General features: G+C 66.6%; 16 protein-coding genes. 2 read left to right on the forward strand and 14 right to left on the reverse strand.

Going from position 1 to position 13,356, the window contains the following annotated elements; translation table 11 throughout:
* From RTM68_RS09405 to prmC, 14 genes are all read right to left on the reverse strand, one after another.
* Positions 1 to 620, reverse strand: a 620-nt coding sequence (locus tag RTM68_RS09405) for a large exoprotein (protein ID WP_312170324.1), incomplete at its 3' end; no start/stop codon positions are given.
* Positions 621 to 738: 118 nt separating this feature from the next.
* Positions 739 to 1,485, reverse strand: coding sequence for a peroxide stress protein YaaA (locus tag RTM68_RS09410; protein WP_312170325.1), 747 nt, complete (start codon positions 1,483 to 1,485; stop codon positions 739 to 741).
* Between the two features lie 75 nt (positions 1,486 to 1,560).
* Positions 1,561 to 1,821 (reverse strand): F0F1 ATP synthase subunit epsilon, encoded by a 261-nt coding sequence (locus RTM68_RS09415; protein WP_056308253.1) that lies wholly within the window; start codon positions 1,819 to 1,821, stop codon positions 1,561 to 1,563.
* Between the two features lie 2 nt (positions 1,822 to 1,823).
* A complete protein-coding gene (gene atpD / locus RTM68_RS09420) occupies positions 1,824 to 3,278 on the reverse strand; it encodes a F0F1 ATP synthase subunit beta (RefSeq protein ID WP_194764264.1) in 1,455 nt (484 codons plus the stop codon).
* Between the two features lie 21 nt (positions 3,279 to 3,299).
* Positions 3,300 to 4,199 (reverse strand): F0F1 ATP synthase subunit gamma, encoded by a 900-nt coding sequence (locus RTM68_RS09425; protein WP_053095762.1) that lies wholly within the window; start codon positions 4,197 to 4,199, stop codon positions 3,300 to 3,302.
* Positions 4,200 to 4,219: 20 nt separating this feature from the next.
* Positions 4,220 to 5,860 (reverse strand): F0F1 ATP synthase subunit alpha, encoded by a 1,641-nt coding sequence (gene atpA, locus RTM68_RS09430; RefSeq protein WP_194764265.1) that lies wholly within the window; start codon positions 5,858 to 5,860, stop codon positions 4,220 to 4,222.
* Positions 5,861 to 5,907: 47 nt separating this feature from the next.
* Positions 5,908 to 6,696, reverse strand: coding sequence for a F0F1 ATP synthase subunit delta (locus tag RTM68_RS09435; protein ID WP_312170330.1), 789 nt, complete (start codon positions 6,694 to 6,696; stop codon positions 5,908 to 5,910).
* The gene (locus RTM68_RS09440; protein ID WP_194764267.1) at positions 6,696 to 7,250 is read right to left on the reverse strand and encodes a F0F1 ATP synthase subunit B; all 555 of its coding nucleotides are present in this window, start codon (positions 7,248 to 7,250) and stop codon (positions 6,696 to 6,698) included. The genes RTM68_RS09435 and RTM68_RS09440 overlap by 1 nt, the downstream gene beginning before the upstream one ends.
* Positions 7,251 to 7,277: 27 nt before the next feature.
* Positions 7,278 to 7,514 (reverse strand): ATP synthase F0 subunit C, encoded by a 237-nt coding sequence (gene atpE / locus RTM68_RS09445; RefSeq protein ID WP_042541851.1) that lies wholly within the window; start codon positions 7,512 to 7,514, stop codon positions 7,278 to 7,280.
* A gap of 59 nt (positions 7,515 to 7,573) precedes the next feature.
* Positions 7,574 to 8,356, reverse strand: coding sequence for a F0F1 ATP synthase subunit A (atpB, locus tag RTM68_RS09450; protein ID WP_194764268.1), 783 nt, complete (start codon positions 8,354 to 8,356; stop codon positions 7,574 to 7,576).
* A gap of 146 nt (positions 8,357 to 8,502) precedes the next feature.
* Entirely contained in the window at positions 8,503 to 9,078 is a 576-nt protein-coding gene (locus tag RTM68_RS09455) for a hypothetical protein (RefSeq protein WP_312170333.1), read from the reverse strand.
* On the reverse strand, positions 9,075 to 10,247 hold the full coding sequence (locus RTM68_RS09460; RefSeq protein ID WP_312170335.1) for an MraY family glycosyltransferase: 1,173 nt from the start codon (positions 10,245 to 10,247) through the stop codon (positions 9,075 to 9,077). Before RTM68_RS09460 ends, RTM68_RS09455 begins: the two co-directional genes overlap by 4 nt.
* Positions 10,244 to 10,951 carry an L-threonylcarbamoyladenylate synthase gene (locus RTM68_RS09465; protein WP_312170337.1) on the reverse strand — a complete coding sequence of 236 codons (708 nt, stop codon included), beginning with the start codon at positions 10,949 to 10,951 and terminating at the stop codon, positions 10,244 to 10,246. The genes RTM68_RS09460 and RTM68_RS09465 overlap by 4 nt, the downstream gene beginning before the upstream one ends.
* A 50-nt stretch (positions 10,952 to 11,001) precedes the next feature.
* Positions 11,002 to 11,862: a peptide chain release factor N(5)-glutamine methyltransferase gene (prmC, locus tag RTM68_RS09470; RefSeq protein WP_312170339.1), complete on the reverse strand. Its 861-nt coding sequence runs from the start codon at positions 11,860 to 11,862 to the stop codon at positions 11,002 to 11,004.
* 99 nt (positions 11,863 to 11,961) lie between these two features.
* Between prmC and cysK the strand changes: the two genes are divergently transcribed.
* Both cysK and epsC read left to right on the forward strand, forming a co-directional pair.
* Positions 11,962 to 12,900, forward strand: a complete 939-nt coding sequence (gene cysK, locus RTM68_RS09475) for a cysteine synthase A (RefSeq protein ID WP_312170341.1) — start codon at positions 11,962 to 11,964, stop codon at positions 12,898 to 12,900.
* An 8-nt stretch (positions 12,901 to 12,908) separates the two neighbouring features.
* On the forward strand, positions 12,909 to 13,356 hold a 448-nt coding region (gene epsC, locus RTM68_RS09480; protein ID WP_312170343.1), incomplete at its 3' end, for a serine O-acetyltransferase EpsC.

Here is a 13,356-nt window from a genome sequence, read left to right on the forward strand (position 1 = left end):
TGAGCCGGCGGAGCATAGCCCTGCGGAGCCGGAGGCGCGTAACCCTGCGGAGCGCCGTAGCCCTGGGGAGCGCCGTAGCCCTGCGGTGCCGCAGGACGCGGCTGCACGGGGACGCCCTGCCACACGGTGGTGTCGGCGAGCAGCTTGTTCGCCGCCCACGATGCCGGCACGATGTTCGGGTTCCACCGCGACTTGTCGAAGGCGTTGATGCCGAGCCAGACGACCGGCAGGAAGAAGTAGAGGACCACCCAGACGGCATCCTTCTGGAGCTTCAGTCCGACGCGCCAGGCTGCGATCAGGTCGAGGATCCTGGCAGCGATCGCGACGATCGGCAGGATGAGGAACCAGCCGAGGAACGGGATGATCGCACCGACCAGAGAACCGCCGAGAACGTAGAGCAGCAACCACGGGCTGAGGTCACCGAGCTTGTAGAAGATCATCGAGCTGTACACAGGCACCCATGCGCGCCACTTGCCCTGCACGCCCGCCTTCTCGAAGATCTTCATGTAGAACCATGAGTAGATCGCGTAGATGGCCAGAGGCAAGACCGTATAAAGCAGAATCAGGGCGACCAGAGCGCCGCCCGAGAGCCCGCCGTAACCGTAGTAATCGTCGTACATGATCCCCTCCGGATCCGATGGAGCGGCGCCGTGCGCGCCGCGTCACCCACCATAGCGGTGCGCCGATATTACGGGCAACGATCCACGCCGCGGGCCGTCACGCGCGCGGCGTGCACCGTCATTCCGAGACGACGAGCTCCACCACGGCGTCGTCCGAGGACTCCCTCAGGACGAAGCCCCGCTCGTGCGCCCACGTCAGAAGCGCACGGCGGGAGCGAACACGGGCACGGTCCTCCGCGAGAGCCCGTACGAGCAGCCCCTTGGACTTCTTGTTGAAGTGGTTGAGCGCACGCCCGTGCTCGGTCACGACCCGCACATAGGCCGACGGCACCGACGTCGGCACGGGTCCGAGGGCGACGTATGCCTCACTGCGCAGATCGAGCACGAAGTCCGGCTCCTCGGCCTCGATCGCCGTGCTCGTCGCGCCCGACCAGTGCCTGCGGAGCGCCTGAACACCCGGCAGCGACACACCCGCCGCGAGACGGTACGTCGGAATCGGGTCGAGTGCCCCGACCGGGCCGAAGGGAGCCGAATGAATCCAGACATGGCTCGAGAGCCACCGGCGCGAAGCGAGCGGGAGTGTCGCGGCATCGAGCGCGTCATAGAGGACGCCGGTGTAGCGATCGACCGCCGGCATCGTGGCCGAGACAGCGAGGGCGCGATTGTGCGCGACATCACCGGCCTGCGTGACACTCAGCTTGAGCACACGGCGAGACGCCTCCTCGTCGGCGGCGAGCTCGATGAGGGCATTCACCACAGCCTGACGTTCGTTGCGCAAGCCGGGGAGTGACAGCGCCTCCAGATCGAGAGGGGCACCGGCTCCGCCAGGCCGCTTCGTCTCAGAAGGTGGAAGCAGAATCTTCATGGAACCTCGGTCATACAGACGCGTCCGCCTCGACACCCGGGAGGATGTCGAGGCGGACGCGATGAACTGAACTGCTCAGGCGATGAGAGCCGCGTTGCCTGCCACGATCGTCAGGACGTCGCTCTCCATGGAGAGGAAGCCGTCCTGTGCGTTGGCGAGCACCTTGGTGCCATCCGTCTGCGTGATGCGGACCTCGCCCTGGGCGAGGATCGCCAGCACCGGCTCGTGACCGGTCATGAAGCCGATCTCACCCTCGACGGTCTTGGCGACCACGAGGCTCGCCTCTCCCGTCCAGACCTCCGCATCCGCGGAGACGAGGCTGACATGCAGCGCCATGGTCAGCCGTTCTCCTTCTGGATCTTCGCCCACTGCTCTTCGACGTCGGAGATGCCACCGACGTTGAAGAAGGCCTGCTCGGCGACGTGGTCGAAGTCACCGCGCGTGATCGCATCGAACGACTCGATGGTCTCCTTGAGCGGGACGGTCGAACCCTCGACACCCGTGAACTTCTTGGCCATGTAGGTGTTCTGCGAGAGGAACTGCTGGATGCGACGTGCACGCGACACGACGATCTTGTCCTCTTCGGAGAGCTCGTCGACCCCGAGGATGGCGATGATCTCCTGCAGTTCCTTGTTCTTCTGGAGGATCTGCTTGACCGTGGTGGCGACGCGGTAGTGGTCCTCGCCCAAGTAGCGGGGGTCCATGATGCGCGACGTCGAGGTCAGCGGGTCGATGGCCGGGTACAGACCCTTCGACGCGATCTCACGCGAGAGCTCCGTGGTGGCGTCGAGGTGGGCGAACGTGGTCGCCGGTGCCGGGTCGGTGTAGTCATCGGCGGGCACGTAGATCGCCTGCAGCGAGGTGATCGAGTGGCCACGGGTCGAGGTGATGCGCTCCTGGAGGAGGCCCATCTCGTCGGCGAGGTTCGGCTGGTAACCCACGGCGGAGGGCATGCGGCCCAGCAGCGTGGAGACCTCGGAACCGGCCTGCGTGAAGCGGAAGATGTTGTCGATGAAGAGCAGCACGTCCTGCTTCTGCACGTCGCGGAAGTACTCCGCCATCGTCAGAGCCGAGAGGGCGACGCGCAGACGCGTTCCCGGCGGCTCGTCCATCTGGCCGAACACGAGGGCCGTCTTGTCGAAGACACCCGCCTCTTCCATCTCGTGGATCAGGTCGTTGCCCTCACGGGTGCGCTCACCGACACCGGCGAACACCGACACACCACCGTGGTCCTGCGCGACGCGCTGGATCATCTCCTGGATGAGAACGGTCTTTCCGACACCGGCTCCACCGAACAGACCGATCTTTCCACCGAGCACGTACGGCGTCAGGAGGTCGATCGACTTGATGCCGGTCTCGAACATGGTGGTCTTCGACTCGAGCTGGTCGAAGTTCGGGGCCTTGCGGTGGATCGGCCAGCGCTCGGTGACCTCGATGGTCTCGCCGGGCTCGAGGTTCAGGACCTCGCCGATCACGTTGAAGACCTTGCCCTTGGTGACGTCACCGACGGGGACCGAGATGGCCTCGCCGGTGTCGCGCACTTCCTGGCCTCGAACGATGCCGTCGGTCGGCTTCAGTGCGATGGCGCGAACCAGGTCGTCACCGAGGTGCTGAGCGACCTCGAGGGTGATCTCGGTGGACTCCTCGCCGATGACGATCGTGGTCTTCAGCGCGTTGTAGATGTCGGGGATCGAGTCGTGCGGGAACTCGATGTCGACAACCGGACCGTTGACGCGTGCGACGCGCCCGACGACCGCGGTCGCCGGCTGGTCAGCCGTGGCGGTGGTGGTCATTTTCGTCTCTTTCCTGATGGTCTATTTGCTCGACGAGAGTGCGTCGGCGCCGCCGACGATCTCCGCGATCTGCTGCGTGATCTCCGCCTGACGCGCGTTGTTGCGCAGACGGGTGTAGTCGGTGATGAGCTTGTCGGCGTTGTCGCTGGCCGACTTCATCGCCTTCTGCGTCGCAGCCTGCTTGGCGGCAGACGACTGCAGGAGAGCGTTGAAGACGCGGCTCTGGATGTACACCGGCAGGATCGCGTCGAGGACTGTCTCGGCATCCGGCTCGAACTCGTACAGCGGGTAGACGGCGCTACCTGCCTCCGAGTCATCGGCTTCCGCGATCTCCAGCGGAAGCAGACGCACGGATTCCGGCGACTGCGTCATCATGCTGACGAAGCGGTTGTACACGAGGTGGATCTCGTCGACGCCACCCTCGTCGGCACCGCGCGAGAAGTCCTCGAGCAGCGTGGCCGAGATCTCCTCCGCCGTGTGGAACGACGGGGTGTCGGTGTCACCGGTCCACTCCGCAGCCGCCGCGATGCGACGGAACTGGAAGTAGCCGACGGCCTTGCGGCCGACGAGGTAGAACACCGGCTCCTTGCCCTGCCCGCGAAGGAGCTCTGCAACCTCGAGACCCTCACGGAGGATCTGCGAGTTGAAGGCTCCCGCGAGACCGCGGTCCGACGAGAAGATCACGACCGCGGAGCGGCGGATCGTCTCGGGCTCACGGGTGAGCGGGTGGTCGACGTTCGAGTGCGTCGCGACGGCGGACACGGCCCTCGTCACGGCTCGCGCGAAGGGGCTGGACGCCTTGACGCGTGCCATTGCCTTCTGGATGCGCGAAGCCGCGATGAGTTCCATCGCCTTCGTGATCTTCTTGGTCGTCTGAGCAGAAGAGATCTTCTGCTTGTAGACCCTGAGTTGAGCGCCCATGAATTCAGTTCCTCACGCGATTACGCGCGACGACCCTTGACGATCTTCTCCTGGTTGACGTCATCAGCCTCGGCTGCAGCGTGCTCCTCGTGACCGGGAGCGCCGATGGCGTGTCCCTTGCCACCCTGGAACTCCAGGAGGAAAGCGTCGGTGTGCTTGTCGAGCTCAGCCACCGTGTCGTCGTCGAGGACGTTGGTCTCGCGCAGGGTGTCGAGGACCTTCGTGTTGCGACGGAGGTAGTCGAGCAGCTCGCGCTCGAAGCGCAGGACGTCGGAGACCTCGAGCGTGTCGAGCTTGCCCTTGGTGCCGGCCCAGATCGAGACGACCTGCTCCTCGACGGGGTACGGCGAGTACTGAGGCTGCTTGAGCAGCTCGGTCAGACGCGCACCACGCGAGAGCTGACGACGCGAAGCCGCGTCGAGGTCGGACGCGAACATCGCGAAGGCCTCGAGCGAGCGGTACTGCGCGAGCTCGAGCTTCAACGTTCCGGAGACCTTCTTGATGGACTTGACCTGAGCGTCACCACCGACTCGCGAGACCGAGATACCCACGTCGACAGCCGGACGCTGGTTGGCGTTGAAGAGGTCGGACTGCAGGAAGATCTGGCCGTCGGTGATCGAGATCACGTTGGTCGGGATGTACGCCGAGACGTCGTTGGCCTTGGTCTCGATGATCGGAAGACCGGTCATCGATCCCGCGCCGAGCTCGTCGGAGAGCTTCGCGCAACGCTCGAGCAGACGGGAGTGCAGGTAGAAGACGTCACCCGGGTATGCCTCGCGGCCCGGCGGACGACGCAGGAGCAGCGACACGGCGCGGTAGGCCTCAGCCTGCTTCGACAGGTCGTCGAAGATGATGAGGACGTGCTTGCCGCCGTACATCCAGTGCTGGCCGATGGCCGAACCGGTGTACGGAGCGAGGTACTTGAAACCTGCGGGGTCGGATGCCGGAGCGGCCACGATCGTGGTGTACTCCAGAGCGCCGGCCTCTTCGAGCGCGCCCTTCACCGAAGCGATGGTCGAGCCCTTCTGACCGATTGCGACGTAGATGCAGCGCACCTGCTTGTTGACGTCGCCCGACTCCCAGTTGGCCTTCTGGTTGATGATCGTGTCGATCGCGATGGCCGTCTTACCGGTCTGGCGGTCGCCGATGATCAGCTGTCGCTGGCCACGGCCGACGGGGATCATCGCGTCGATGGCCTTGATGCCGGTCTGCATGGGCTCGTGCACCGACTTGCGCTGCATGACGCCGGGGGCCTGGAGCTCGAGCTCGCGCACCCCCTCGGTGGCGATGGAGCCGAGTCCGTCGATCGGGTTTCCCAGCGGGTCGACGACGCGACCGAGGTAGCCGTCACCGACGGGAACCGAGAGGACCTCACCCGTACGGGTGACTTCCTGTCCGGCCTCGACGCCGGTGAAGTCACCGAGCACGACCACACCGATCTGGTGCTCGTCGAGGTTGAGCGCGAGGCCCTTGGTGCCGTCGGCGAAGGCGACGAGCTCGTTCGCCATCACGCCCGGCAGTCCCTCGACGTGTGCGATGCCGTCGGCGGCGTCGATGACGGTGCCGACCTCGGTCGCCGCTGCCCCAGTGGGCTCGTATGCTGCGGCGAAGTCCTTCAGCGCGTCACGGATGACGTCGGGGCTGATCGATAGTTCTGCCATTGTCTTCCCTTTGTATCTGGGTGCGCGGTTCCCCGCGCGAAGTCGTGTTAGCCGGCGAGCTTCTGGCGAAGATCGGCGAGACGGGCGGAGATGCTTCCGTCGATGACGTCATCGGCGATCTGCACGCGCAGGCCTCCGACGACTGCGGGGTCGAGGACCTCGTTGAGCGATACGGTTCCGTCGTAGCGACGCGAGAGTGCGTCGCTCAGTCGCGTGCGCTGGGCGTCGTTGAGGGGCTTTGCCGTGTGGACCGTCGCCACCACCCGCTCGCCCTGGCTCGCGACGATGCGCGTGGCACGGGAGAGCAGCTGACGAACCCGGCGCTCACGCGGACGGCTGACCAGAGAAGAGACGATCAGAGTCGTCGCTGCGCTGGCGCCGCCTGCGAGAAGCCGCTCCACGAGACCGCCCTTGGCGTCCTGCTTGCCGAGCCGGCTCCCGAGCGCGAGCTCGAGCTCCGAGTTCGCGGCGACCACGCGGGAGAAGCCGAACAGCTCACCCTCGAGGTCCACCGTCGGCTCAGCAACCGCTGCGGCGCGGATCGCGAGCTCCTCGATGCCGTCGATCATCTCGGCGGCCGAGGACCAGCGCTCGGAGACGACGGTCTTCAGAAGGCTCTGGGCATTCTGAGAGAACCCGCCGAACACCGCTGCGACGACGTTCTGTCGCGCCACGGCCGTGGCCGCGGGGTCGGCGAGCGCGCCGCTCAGCTGGGACGAATCGCCCACGGCACGGGCGGCTGCGAACAGCTCCTTCGCCGTGTCGAGGGTGATGTCCTTCGCTGCGGCAAGCGCCTGAGTGGATGCCGCGAGTGCCTGAGTGGACGCGCTGCCCATTACTGAGCCGCCTTCTCGGATGCCTCGAGGTCCGCGAGGAAGCGGTCCACGACAGCCGTCGCGCGCGCATCGTCGGAGAGCGTCTCGCCGACGACGCCACCGGCGAGGTCGATCGCGAGCGTTCCGACCTCGCTGCGCAGCGAGACGAGCGCGGTCTGGCGCTCGGCTTCGATCTGCGTGTGCGCGGTCGCCGTGATGCGAGCTGCCTCGCTCGAAGCGGTCTCCTTGGCCTCGGCGACGATCTTCTTGCCGTCCTCACGGGCGGCCTCACGGATCTCGCCGGCCTCGGTGCGCGCCTCGGCGAGCTGCCGGGTGTACTCCTCGAGTGCGGCCTCAGCCTGCTTCTGTGCCTCGTCGGCCTTGGCGATGTTGCCCTCGATCGCGGCGGACCGCTTGTCGAGAAGCGCCGTGAACTTCGGAAGGGCGACCTTCCACACGACGACCAGGATGACGAGGAACCACAGGCCCGACCAGATGATGTCGTACCACGCAGGGATCAGCGGGTTGTGTACTTCACCCTCTGCTGCGAGGTTCGTGACAAGAGCGTTCAGCATCCTGTCTCCTTCAGAAGTCGGTTCGGATTACGGGAAGGGGATGAATCCGACGGCGATGCCGACGAATGCAAGCGCCTCGGTGAAGGCGATACCGATCCACATGAGGACCTGGAGGCGGCCGGCCAGCTCGGGCTGACGAGCGACACCCTCGATGGTCTTGCCGACGACGATGCCCACACCGATGGCCGGACCGATTGCTGCGAGGCCGTAGCCGACCGAAGCGAGGTGACCGTTGATGTCTGCGAGAACCGTAGTAGCGTCCACGGGTTTTTCCTTTCGTTGGGTGGGCCGGCAGTTGCCGACCCGCTCAGTGCCTAGTGGGCTTAGTGCTCTTCTGCGACCGCGAGCTGGATGTAGACCGCGGTGAGGACGGTGAAGACGTATGCCTGGAGGACGGCGACCAGGATCTCGAAGAGAGTGAAGGCGCCGCCGAAGGCGAGGGTTCCGACACCCAGGGCGGCCCAGCCGCCACCTGCGGTGAAGAAGAAGAACTGGGTGGCCGCGAAGCACAGCACCAGGAGCATGTGTCCGACGACCATGTTCATCAGGAGTCGGAGCATCAGGGTGACGGGACGGATGATGAAGGTCGAGAGGAACTCGATCGGCGTCACGATGATGTAGACCGGCCACGGCACGCCCGAGGGGAACAGTGCGTTCTTGAAGAAGCCCACCGGGCTCTTCTTGATACCGGCGTAGATGAAGGTGATGTAGCTCACGAGAGCGAGCGTGAGCGGCACCGCGGCGATGCTCGTTCCGGCGATGTTCAGGAACGGGATGATTCCCGTGATGTTCATGAACAGCACCATGAAGAAGATCGTGGTGAGGATCGGAAGGAATCGGTTGCCGTCCTTGCGTCCGAGCAGGTCGTGCGCGATGTTGGTGCGGACGAAGTCCAGCCCCATCTCGACGACGCTCTGGAAGCGGCCGGGGATGACCTTCATCCGGCGGGTTCCGAGAACCAGGATCAGCACGACCGCCACGACGGCGATGAACTGCACCAGGTGGATTCGGTGCACGGGAACACCCGCGACTTCGAAGAGGATCTCCGGGAAGAACTCGTCGATCGAAGGTCCGTGGAACTCGCCGTCAGAGGCGAGTTTGGGCATCAGGGTCGCAGCAAGATTGAACAGCGCGGGCTCCAGCTTCGGGGCACCGGTCAGAACCGGGGCGACGATGGTCGGTGTGCTTCAAGCGCAAGCGCTCGCGGGCGAGCGGCGGGCACGTCTCAACACTATCAGAATAAGAGGGTGCCCTAAGACCGCGGGGCCTCTTCGTCGGGGCCTTCCGGGTCGCGAGTCTCGGGAACGATGTGATGCCGCCCCGGAGCGCGGTCCTCGGGCACGACGGTGGGCAGCTCGACGCCGGGGGCACGGTCGGTCGGCACTTCGGTCGGCAGCGACGCGTCGCTCACATTAGGCAACCGCATCCGGGTGATCACGATCACGTCGATCACGAGCGTCGCCACGACGCCCGTGACGATCGACAGGAAGAACACCATCGGGTGGACCCACGGCTGACCGCTGAGCACGATCATGATCACGACGAAGAGCCCGAGCTTGAGCAGCCACCCGCCCAGCACGATCGCGAAGAACAGCTGCACGTAGAGCGGGTCGCCGAACCAGCGGTTCGCGATCAGGATGCTGAGTGCCGTGATGCCGAGGAACAGCATCGCGAGCACGACACCGAGCAGGCCGCTGATGAGACCCTCTCCCCCACCGACGAGAAGACCGATCGCACCGGCCACGAGCGCGAGGATCACCATCGACACGGCCGACCAGATCAGGGTCCTCCGCAGGATCGGGTTGCTGGAAACGGGGCTCGGGCTCACGGGGACTCCACGGGTTTCGGGTCGGGTTCAGCAGACGCCGCGGTCTTCCGGCGGCGCGAGGGATTCAGGGTGATGACGAGGCACGCGGCGATGCCGACCACGCCGAAGGCCACGCCCGGCAGATACTGCCCCGGCCAGTCCTCGCGGGCGCCGACGTACATCAGCAGGACGGCGAGGGAGATGACCGCGGTCCAGGCGTAGAAGATGAGCACGGCGTCGCGATCGCGGTGCCCGAGGTCGAGCATGCGGTGGTGGAGATGCTTGCGATCTGGCGAGAACGGGGACTTGCCCGCGTTCATGCGACGCAGGACCGCCAGACCGAAGTCGAGCAGCGGCAGGAGCACGACCAGGAGCGGGAGCAGGATCGGGATGAACGCACCCAGCAGCTGGGAACGACCGAGGCGCTCGAGGTCGAGGGCCGACGGCTCGAGCTGACCGGTCACGGCGATCGCCGACGTCGCCATGAGCAGGCCGAGCACCAGCGCACCGGAGTCGCCCATGAAGAGCTTCGCCGGGCTCCAGTTGAACGGCAGGAAGCCGAGGCACGCTCCGATCAGCACGGCGGCCAGGAAGGATGCGAGGTTGAAGTAGCTCGAGGCGCCCGTGTCGCGCGTCAGGATGTACGAGTAGGCGAAGAAGACGCCGTTGGCGATCAGACAGACCCCGGCCACCAGACCGTCGAGGCCGTCGATGAAGTTCACGGCGTTCATGACGATGACGATCGCGAACATCGTGATCGTGATGCTCAACCAGCTCGAGAAGACGATGAGGTCACCGAACGGCAGTGACAGGATCTGCAGTCCGCCGCCCACGGTGATGATGCCGGCCGCCAGGAACTGGGCGCCGAGCTTGATCATCCAGTCGAGGTCCCACAGGTCGTCGACCACCCCGATCACCGCGATCAGCAGAGCGGCGGCGAGGATCGACCACATCGTCTGCGGCGGCATCCAGATCGTCGCGAAGAAGGGGTTCGCGGCGGAGACCGCCATCGTGATGGCGATTCCCAGGAAGATCGCCACCCCGCCGAGGCGGGGCGTCGGAGTCGTGTGGACGTCGCGCTCGCGAATGCTCGGATAGAGCTTGAAGCGGAGGCTCAGCTTCCAGACCGCCCAGGTCAGCGAGAACGTGATCGCGGCGGTGATGATGACGGTGAAGAGATACTGCTTCACGAATCCCCGTCCGCGTCCTCCTGTGGCGGAGCCGGCTCGAGCAGGTCTCCGAGCACCTCTTCGAGACGCTCGCGGCTGATCGCTCCTTCGCGGAGCACCCGGACCGTGCCGGTGCGAGGGTCGGGCGCACGCGCGACGAGCGAGGTCGCGTCGACGATCGTCGAGGCGATTCCGGTCTCGCTGACTCCGTCGGCCAGGTAGACCGAGACACTGTCTCCGAGCATCCGCTCCGCGTCTTCGGCGGACGTCGCGGCGTCGAGACCGGTGAGGTTGGCGCTCGAGACCGCGAGCGGCCCGGTCTCGGCGAGCAGCTCCAGAGCGACCCGCCCTTCAGGCATGCGCACGGCGACGGTGCCCAGAGTGTCTCCGAGGTCCCACGCGAGCGAGGGCTGAGCAGGCAGGACGATCGTCAGACCACCGGGCCAGAACGCGTCGACGAGACGGCGCACGGGTTCGGGCACGGACTCGGCGAGAGCCTCGAGCGTCTCGACCGAGCCGATCAGCACGGGCGGCGGCTGGTTGCGCCCTCGCCCCTTGGCGTCGAGCAGCCGCTGCACGGCCTGCGGGGAGAACGCGTCGGCGGCGACCCCGTAGACGGTGTCGGTGGGCATGACGATGAGTTCGCCGCGACTGATGGCCTGGCGCGCGTGACGCATTCCGGCGAGGAGCTGACCGTCGTCGCCGCAATCGAAGATGGAGGACATGACGACTCGATTCTAGCCGGGGTCTGCCTGGGCACTCGGTGACGGCACGATCACGGGCGGAGCGCAGTCGTCGCGCGGTCGCGAAGGGTCAGATCGCGATGGGTCGCGGCGGCCCGCCACCCGTCGCGGGTGAGGATGCTGCGGATCTCCTCGCCCTGGAGCTCGCCGTGCTCGATGACCAGCAGACCCCCCGGTCGCAGCAGCTCCAGTGCACGCACGCTCAGCACGCGGACGATGTCGAGACCGTCCTCTCCCCCGTAGAGCGCCATCGCGGGATCGAAGAGACGGACCTCGGGGTCGCGCGGGATCGCCGCGTCGGGGACGTAGGGCGGGTTGGAGATCACCACCGAGACCGTGCCGTCGAGGTCGCGGAACGCGTGCGCGAGGTCCTCGTTCACGAGCGTCAGGTTCGCCACCCCCTCTGTGTTGCGGCGCGCCCAGGGATAGGCGTCGGGCGAGAGCTCCGTCGCGAACACGCGGGCATGCGGAACCTCCGTCGCCATCGCCAGCGCGATGGCTCCGCTGCCGGTGCCGAGGTCCACCGCGACAGGATCCGGCTCGGGCGCGCTCAGGAGAGCGTCGATCGCGAACTGCACGACCGTCTCCGTCTCGGGGCGCGGTACGAACACTCCGGGGCCGACGGCCAGTTCGAGGTGCCGGAACGGTGCCGTCCCCGTGATGTGCTGCAGGGGTTCCCGCGCCGCGCGACGCACCACGAGAGCGTTCAGCGCCTCCTGCTCGGAATCATCGGCCACGTCGCCGCGGATGATCGCCGCCTGCACCTCACCGCGCCGGGCGCCGAGCACATGCCCGACCAGCAGCTCCGCATCGACGAGCGGATCGGGGACCCCCGCCTCGGCCAGTCGCTGGGCTGCGGCGTGGACGAGGGAGGCGAGGGTGGTCTCAGGCATGTGCTCCAGCGTAGAGCCGGAACGGTGTCACAATGCCCGACGTCCGGGGTGGCTCACCTAGGCTGGACCCGCAGTCCCCCACCACAGGAAGGCCTTCACATGTCCGGCATCCACCCCGACATCACCACCGCTTTCGGCAACACCCCCCTCGTTCGTCTGAACCGTGTCACCGAGGGCGTGGGCGCCACGGTGCTCGCCAAGCTGGAGTTCTACAACCCGGCCTCGAGCGTGAAGGACCGGCTCGGCATCGCGATCGTCGACGCGGCGGAGGCGTCGGGCGAGTTGAAGCCCGGGGGCACGATCGTCGAAGCGACGAGCGGCAACACCGGTATCGCTCTGGCGATGGTCGGCGCAGCACGCGGTTACAACGTGATCCTCACGATGCCCGCGTCGATGTCGAAGGAGCGACGCATGCTCCTCAAGGCATTCGGCGCCGAGCTCGTGCTCACCGACCCCACGAAGGGCATGACCCACGCGGTCGCCGAGGCCGAGGCCATCGCGGCCCGGACGCCGGGTGCCGTGCTGGCGAAGCAGTTCGCCAACGAGGCGAACCCCGCGATCCACCGCCGGACCACGGCCGAGGAGATCCTCCGTGACACGGAGGGCTCCGTCGACTATCTCGTCGCCGGCATCGGTACCGGCGGAACCATCACCGGGGTCGGCCAGGTGCTGAAGGAGCGCGTCCCCGGCGTGCAGATCGTCGCCGTCGAGCCCAAGGACTCCCCCATCCTGACCGAGGGGCACCCCGGACCGCACAAGATCCAGGGAATCGGGCCGAACTTCGTGCCGCCCATCCTCGACCGTGACGTCCTCGACGAGGTCATCGACGTCACGTTCGACGATGCCATCCGTGTCGCACGGGAGACGGCGAGCAGGGAGGGCATCCTCGTGGGCATGTCGAGCGGTGCCGCGATCTGGGCGGCCCTGCAGGTCGCGCAGCGCCCGGAGGCCGCAGGCAAGACGATCGTCGTGATCATCCCCTCGTTCGGCGAGCGATACCTGTCGACTGCGCTGTACGAGCACCTGCGCGAAGCCTGATCCGTCGGATGGGCATGATCGGCCGAATGCGCGAGGACATCGCGGCAGCACGCCTTCGCGACCCCGCCGCGCGCAGCGCCGCGGAGGTGGCGCTGCTCTATCCCGGCCTCCACGCGACCTGGGCGCATCGCGTCTCGCACGCGCTCTGGGGCCGTCGGCTCCGCCTGCTGGCTCGCGCGACGTCACAGGTCTCGCGCTGGTTGACCGGGATCGAGATCCACCCCGGCGCGAGGATCGGTCGACGATTCTTCATCGATCACGGCATGGGCGTGGTCATCGGCGAGACCGCCGAGATCGGCGACGACGTCATGCTCTATCACGGAGTCACTCTCGGCGGACGCACCCGCGACCACGGCAAACGGCACCCCACCCTCCACGACGGCGTCGCCGTGGGGGCGGGAGCGAAGATCCTCGGACCCATCACGATCGGCGCAGGGTCCGTGGTGGGCGCGAACG

Origin of the sequence: Microbacterium sp. (assembly GCF_031988965.1) — a bacterium.
Lineage (GTDB): Bacteria > Actinomycetota > Actinomycetes > Actinomycetales > Microbacteriaceae > Microbacterium.

What these genes read in the sequence shown, in the direction of transcription:
- RTM68_RS09410 (WP_312170325.1), bottom strand. Translation starts at nt 1,485, where the DNA reads ATGAAGATTCTGCTTCCACCTTCTGAGACGAAGCGGCCTGGCGGAGCC.
- RTM68_RS09415 (WP_056308253.1), bottom strand. Translation starts at nt 1,821, where the DNA reads ATGGCGCTGCATGTCAGCCTCGTCTCCGCGGATGCGGAGGTCTGGACG.
- atpD (WP_194764264.1), bottom strand. Translation starts at nt 3,278, where the DNA reads ATGACCACCACCGCCACGGCTGACCAGCCGGCGACCGCGGTCGTCGGG.
- RTM68_RS09425 (WP_053095762.1), bottom strand. Translation starts at nt 4,199, where the DNA reads ATGGGCGCTCAACTCAGGGTCTACAAGCAGAAGATCTCTTCTGCTCAG.
- atpA (WP_194764265.1), bottom strand. Translation starts at nt 5,860, where the DNA reads ATGGCAGAACTATCGATCAGCCCCGACGTCATCCGTGACGCGCTGAAG.
- RTM68_RS09435 (WP_312170330.1), bottom strand. Translation starts at nt 6,696, where the DNA reads ATGGGCAGCGCGTCCACTCAGGCACTCGCGGCATCCACTCAGGCGCTT.
- RTM68_RS09440 (WP_194764267.1), bottom strand. Translation starts at nt 7,250, where the DNA reads ATGCTGAACGCTCTTGTCACGAACCTCGCAGCAGAGGGTGAAGTACAC.
- atpB (WP_194764268.1), bottom strand. Translation starts at nt 8,356, where the DNA reads ATGCCCAAACTCGCCTCTGACGGCGAGTTCCACGGACCTTCGATCGAC.
- RTM68_RS09465 (WP_312170337.1), bottom strand. Translation starts at nt 10,951, where the DNA reads ATGTCCTCCATCTTCGATTGCGGCGACGACGGTCAGCTCCTCGCCGGA.
- prmC (WP_312170339.1), bottom strand. Translation starts at nt 11,862, where the DNA reads ATGCCTGAGACCACCCTCGCCTCCCTCGTCCACGCCGCAGCCCAGCGA.
- cysK (WP_312170341.1), top strand. Translation starts at nt 11,962, where the DNA reads ATGTCCGGCATCCACCCCGACATCACCACCGCTTTCGGCAACACCCCC.